3 protein-coding genes are annotated in these 6,301 nt (G+C 46.8%); 1 reads left to right on the forward strand and 2 read right to left on the reverse strand.

Annotated features, from left to right (window positions below; all coding sequences use genetic code 11):
- Positions 1–83 precede the first annotated feature (83 nt).
- Positions 84–1,019: a MauE/DoxX family redox-associated membrane protein gene (locus AUR04nite_RS17685; RefSeq protein WP_141367624.1), complete on the reverse strand. Its 936-nt coding sequence runs from the start codon at positions 1,017–1,019 to the stop codon at positions 84–86.
- A gap of 486 nt (positions 1,020–1,505) precedes the next feature.
- Between AUR04nite_RS17685 and AUR04nite_RS17690 the strand changes: the two genes are divergently transcribed.
- The gene (locus AUR04nite_RS17690) at positions 1,506–2,129 is read left to right on the forward strand and encodes a hypothetical protein (RefSeq protein WP_141367626.1); all 624 of its coding nucleotides are present in this window, start codon (positions 1,506–1,508) and stop codon (positions 2,127–2,129) included.
- A 2,400-nt stretch (positions 2,130–4,529) separates the two neighbouring features.
- Here the strand turns inward: AUR04nite_RS17690 and AUR04nite_RS17695 are convergent.
- On the reverse strand, positions 4,530–5,510 hold the full coding sequence (locus AUR04nite_RS17695) for an acyltransferase family protein (RefSeq protein WP_141367628.1): 981 nt from the start codon (positions 5,508–5,510) through the stop codon (positions 4,530–4,532).
- Positions 5,511–6,301 lie beyond the last annotated feature (791 nt).

Consider the following 6,301-nt stretch of genomic DNA (forward strand, 5'->3'; position numbering starts at 1 on the left):
AGGGTGAGTGCTGGTGCTGGGTAATTGAGAATCTTTCTAGTTTTGCAGAGAATGTACCATCGAGGAACTTTCAACACGCGACACTAGGAGATATTCTCAATCTGACTTACCAATCTTCGTATTTCACTGATCCCATAAACAGGGTTGAAAGGAATCGATCGATCCGCCGCCAGTAAGAGCGCTGATGGGGTCACAGTTAAACCTAGCGTATGAGCTACGTTGCCATCGAGGTCCCAAACTCGACTGCGATTGTCTGATTTAGCGGCCTCTGCCTCCATCATTCGAACCAATACTTTGTTACCAATCAGTTGATTATCGACGAACTCATTGGCTATAGATGTGCATGAGCCGCACCCCATTTTGATATGTATCAGTAACACCGGCCCGTCAGTTACCAAATCGGGCAAATATTTAGTGAGGCCGTCATAGTCAACTATAGATATCTTCGGAATCATCAATATCTGGTCATTCGCTTGTTCCATTCTAGGGGCGTGTCCACCACTGGGCTTCAATAAATAAATTAGGAGCAACGTCAATGAAATGCTGATGATTGACGTAACAACCGTTGGTAGATTTTTCGACAGCATTACCACCAGGATATTAGCTTGAGGTGACGAGAGTAGTATGAGCGAGATGGTAAAGAAAAATAAGTTTCTATAAAGAGTCTTACTTGTAATGATCTGATTGGAACCAAAGCAGTTACAAGATACAGATTTCTTGCTCAATACCACTCGCATGACTGCAAGCAAAAGTATTAAAAATAAAAACAGAACCGCAGCAATGGTTATTGTCCAAAGGTATCCGTTTGAAACAACCAGCGAGATGCCAAGAAGTAGTTCTAAAATCGGATACAACTTGAAGAAATAATTCTTCTGAAGAAATCTTATTGGAATAAGAGCCGCGAAGGTTTCTTTAGTTTCTTCGGTTTTTCCCAATTTAAGAAATCCACTAGTTACCAAACATAAGGAAAGTGTGATAATCGAAAACAGCTGAATCGATTTAAGTGCTTCATTAAGCATTGTTTAACTTCCACGATCAAAACTCACAGGCCGGCGCTTTCGCACGGCTAGAGTTCACATTATTAGATTCTGAGTTTGCTGTGAAAACTATGGCTGCGCATCTAAGGGCAATAGTTGACAATGACCAGTACTCAGCACACTTGAGCTGGTTGATGTCAGTATACTGCGGTTACATATATCACGACAGTTCAAGTTTTGTCCATATTTTATGAGGAAATTTCAGTGCTACTCTTCATTCGTAGTAACATTAGGGTTTTTTGTGCAGTGTACCAGTTTGAGATATTTGGTGGTCTCAAAGAGTTTTCTATCAACTGATCCACCATATCTTTAAAATGCATCATCGTGAACTTGTCCTGCATTCGAGTAATTTCTAGATTAAAGGTCCCCATTCTGGCATCGTCTATGTAGAATGTTAGGGTACGTCATTTGTCCTGATCGAAAATGAGCATTATCTTTCGATCCACTCAATCCCATGAAGGAATGAAGATGATCAAAAAGGGTCAAGGTACTGACCGCCGAACCATCGTAAAAGGGGCGGCGTGGTCTGTGCCAGTACTAGCCACTGCGCTTTCTGTGCCAACTGCTGCTGCCACCACACAACCGGAGCCTCCTTGCCCAGGATGCCTCAATCCCGGATTTGGTGTTTCAGTGCTAGCGGGCCTAGCTGCCAGCAGCCGTGCCACTCTCGCATTGGCCAATCCAGTAATTCTGGATGCTACAGATTGCGGTACTTTGATTGGAAACATCTTTGATTTCCAGCCCGCATTCACTTACATCGTCACGAAGGCAACCTTGACTATGAGTGACGGTGTGTCTTACGATTCCACCGTTGGGCTTGCACCTGGTGCTGGTGTGTTGGGTGCTGTTGGAGCAATGCCAGCGGTGTTTGCTTTCAATAACGTTCGTATTGATTCCAATAATTTCCGAACGGGACTTCCTCGTATTTCCCCACAGACTCTGTCTGTCACGATCAAAACCACTTTCAAGTGGGGTCTTGGAGCTCAGATCATTTGTGAGAACACCTTAGTGTGGAACATGAATGGATTGCTCAACGTATCACTGCTTGCTGGTGGCGCAGGTGCGGTAAGCTATACAGGCACGACTTCTTAAGCCAAATATCGTTGCTAAACTGCACATAAAGGTATACTAAGTAATATTTTTTGCAGATCAGTAACGAAACCATGAAACGTGCTAATTAAACTCCTTGAGACTAACCGTCTCAAGGAGTTTAATTATTCATGTGAATATTCAATTCCAATAATGTACCGTGGATCATTGAGATATTCACGCAAGGTTTTAACATATTTTACTACTTTTCCTAACGACATTTGCATAGGGTTATGTTTTTGTTGGAAACACCTACTTTCCACCAATATAGCTGACGTCAGATGCACTCCGTTACCTAAGCGTGCGAGCGACCGGAAACCACCAATTTTTTACAGTATGAATGACATTGTTTAGGGTGGTAAGTACCTAACTCGCGAAGTGCAACACCGATAGTGAGCACTGATCAATTTCTGCGACGAAAATAGGGGTATTTTCGATCAACTCTCTGCACTCCCTTTTACATGCATAACTCCACTCATGCTCTTCTGTTCGAATCTAATTTTGCTACCGTCAACAATACAAGACAGAGTGCGGAAAATAATATCAGCCAAGTTCGAATTTCTGAACTTGAATATTCAGCATTTCTTGAGATGAGTTTTCCCATTCACTTACTCAGAGACTATGCCAGTCTGTGAGACCTGAAAGCCATGTGCAATTTAAGTAACTTTCCAAAAGGGACAACTGCGAATACTGTCCAAACTGGTAGAGGCTCGTGCAACGTTGCTGACTAGGCGCTGTAACGAATCCATCGTTCAGGTAGATTCTCCGCAGGCGGGGTATGGACGCAGGACGATGCAAGAGGCCTGGATACCGCATAGCAACGGGACCTCCTAAAGGGGCGTCTCAAAACATGATGTCGAACCTACCGTGCGCGGACTCGACTAACGCGACGGAAGCTTCAACACAGTGGTTAAGTTGTTCAAGTTCAGTACGGTCGGAGTGATGGATCGATCGTTCAATTCCAGTTGCACAGTTGATCAAAATTGCCGGTATAGTCAGCATTAGACTCTTTGAGAGCTGGCAAGATTGCGGCTCAGAGCCATCCAGAATCTTCGTTCAAAGCCATCAGCAAATCTCAGCAGTTGACTGGTAACTCTGAACTAAGAATCGCAGCGCAAAAGCAACCTGCTGCTAGTGTTCAGCACCCGAGTATGTATCACACCCGTTGAACGTACCAGTCTCAATCCTGATCGTGTTAGGCGCAATCCGTTTTCATGATCGTTTCAGCCAAGGCACCAGCACCCAATCCGGCTGCTTATTCTGCGTAATGAAAAGAGTTGGTACAGTATCATTGCGACGCTCCATCATCACAACAATGATTCGAGCGAATTCCCCGCTGAGCGAATCCAAAAGCCACTCATCTAAGACCAACCCACTGGAATTCGCATGCCCTCGCTGCAGCTACTGCTGGTCAAATTACTTGTTGACCGCCTGCTGCCATTCTTCTTCGAGATCCGGCCTGCGAACACAACCGGTCCGATACCGATGAGTGTACGCCCGCTTAGCCGCGTGCATACAAAATACAAACTTACCAGACCCGGTGAACTTCTAGACCACTAGGTTCATGTTCAGCTTGAAGAAATGACAGATTGCCAACTGCGCTGCCAGTGGCTGGTTCAAACCGCGTTCTTCGATTCGGTGCTCGGTCCCCTCAGATCAACCTGCCGTGATCTTAGCTTCGCACAGTGTACCAGCCCCTTGATCATTGTATTCAGGAACAGTTCGTGGGCTTGATCAACTGCTAGTTCGATTCGTACTTCAACGCTCAAAGAAATGCTCACCTCGTCGCCTTGGGCATCGAGCGTTATGAGCAGGTGACCAGCGCCCGTCATGCGCGACCTGCGTCATATTTCAGTGCTCAGGTTCAACCGGACTTCCTTGATCTGTGATCACAGCTACACATGTACCCAGTTCTGGCCTCGGATACTGACCGATGCGTTGCTTAGCCATCTCTTCCAGTGAAGTTCTTGAGTTCGTCCCCGCTGCACGCGGCGGTATCCCCTGCGTTAATAACTTCGGCACCGCTGATAAGAGAGATGCCTGTGGTGGACGCGATGTCACATCCTTAGAATCCCTCGATGCGAAGCTGAAGTAACGTTTCCCTTTGATCATTCGTACCGTTGGAAACGGCTCCTTCCACCACCCAGACAATTGCAGAGTGGAAGGCGTTTATCCAGGATGACTCTAAACGAGAGAATTTTGTGGCACTGAACCACAATCTTGCTGGCTTCCAAATAAGCAAACATTCATGCAAATCGGCAACGCTTTTGGCTAAGAATCGAACTTTGCAAGTCCTGTCGTAGAAGGCTCAGTGCGTTCTACTTCAGTTCCGGGTTGACCATGCCACCGCGCGCTGTTGAGATAAGGGCTTTCGCTCACGCCATCGCGATGTATGAAATCAGACTATCGCTCTGGGGTAACCGACTGCGGCGGCACTTTGAGTCGTTGAGGCAAGCCCAGCGCCCACCCAGATAGGCGAGTACGGTGTAAGAACACCGCTGCGGCCCATGGAATTGTAAGCGCCAGGTAGAAATCTGGGATGATCTGGTTAGGCTGTGTCCCCAAGGCATACAACACGGCGGCATGAGTGAGCACCACCATGAACCCGCCAATAGCCAATTCGCCGATCAGGCGGCCAAATACTGCACTTATGAACTGTTCCATCCACAATCCAAACAAGGTTAAACCGGCACATATACATACTGCCACGGCAATACTCACTACCGGCGTGCCAAAATTCGAAGCTTTCATATCAAGCGGTGCCGAGAGACCGCTAATCGCGAACAAAAGGCCTACGCCAATCAGTACAAAAGCAGCTACCACAAGGCGCGCACCTGATAATCGAACTTGTTGGCAGGCCTTTCCTGCATAAATGAACAGCAAGGCTGGAATAGCTACGCCGGCTGCATAAGGAATCCCCGAAACTACCTCCGGAATCATGTAAGCAGCGAGCAATCCTACCCCAGTGATTGACACCCCCACCCACGCCGGGAACCGCTCGAAGAACCTAAACAGGAGTGACGCGACAATCAATGCGGTAACAAACCAGAACGCAGAAAATGGTCGGGTCAAGTACGAACCACCCAGTACAATTCCCGCAAAGTCCTTAAGTGATAGTGCATTACGGAAGTACTCGGCAATCAGGAACAACATGCCAAGAACTCCGAGCCAGAAAAGGTATGGCCGCACAATCGATTGCCACCGGCCGCGTAGATCATCTGTGACGGAACGGCCAGTCTTCCAGAAATAACCGGAAAAGAAGAAAAAAATTGGCACGTGCCACGAGTAGATGAGAAGTCTAGCCAATTCTGTGTCCCATACGTGCCCTGCCACAACGGCGATGACACCCATTACCCGCACCAAATCGATTCCTTTGTTCCGCATACCAACTATTTAAACAACCGCTATGCGGAAATCAACGTTTGTGACAAGGGCACCACAATGTCTACAAAACGTCATATCACATACGAACGTGTACAGTATCAGTGTTATCGGAGGAAATGCTCGGAATAGTTCTCGGATACCTTGACACTGATTGGGAAGCCATTCTTAGCCATTCCAATGACTTCCATGAGCACGGTTGTAGAACACGGATCCTTAAATGCCTTGTCTCTGAGTTTGTCTAATTCGCTTCGCGCGGTGCTCAATAGGCGTTTGAAGTTCATACGTAATCCGCCGTTGGTTTCTGCGAACACTTAACGTAGTTGTGACAATCGGAGTGACCAATCTATTAATTGATTAAAGCAAAATTCGTCCCGTCAATGAGCAATGCGGTTCTCTGCACAATCGCATGATTTACTGAAGATGAGCGTTTGAAAATTATCCAAGCTACTTCAAGCAATAACCACTCGGCCTAAAAGTTGGTGCTCTGCTTTCAGGCGAGTCAGGCAACATAACATCTAATTCAGCCATAAGATGTTGAACCAAAGTACCTACACAACGACCGCTTGATAAACGTCGTCCTGCACGTGCCAAAGCCCACTGAGGAAATTAGACTCACCTTCGTCAAATTCGTTCAGAGCATCGGCCGCGGCGTACCCGTAACTATCACCTCTGGAGCGGATCGAAACACCCGTGTCTTTCTCATCCTAGTGTCGCGTGTTGAAAGTTCCTCGATGGTACATGCTCTGCAAAACTAGAAAGATTCTCAATTACCCAGCACCGGCACTCACCTT

The sequence above is a fragment of the Glutamicibacter uratoxydans genome, assembly GCF_006539925.1.
In the GTDB taxonomy this organism is placed as follows: domain Bacteria; phylum Actinomycetota; class Actinomycetes; order Actinomycetales; family Micrococcaceae; genus Glutamicibacter; species Glutamicibacter uratoxydans.

What these genes read in the sequence shown, in the direction of transcription:
- AUR04nite_RS17685 (WP_141367624.1), bottom strand. Translation starts at nt 1,019, where the DNA reads ATGCTTAATGAAGCACTTAAATCGATTCAGCTGTTTTCGATTATCACA.
- AUR04nite_RS17690 (WP_141367626.1), top strand. Translation starts at nt 1,506, where the DNA reads ATGATCAAAAAGGGTCAAGGTACTGACCGCCGAACCATCGTAAAAGGG.
- AUR04nite_RS17695 (WP_141367628.1), bottom strand. Translation starts at nt 5,510, where the DNA reads ATGCGGAACAAAGGAATCGATTTGGTGCGGGTAATGGGTGTCATCGCC.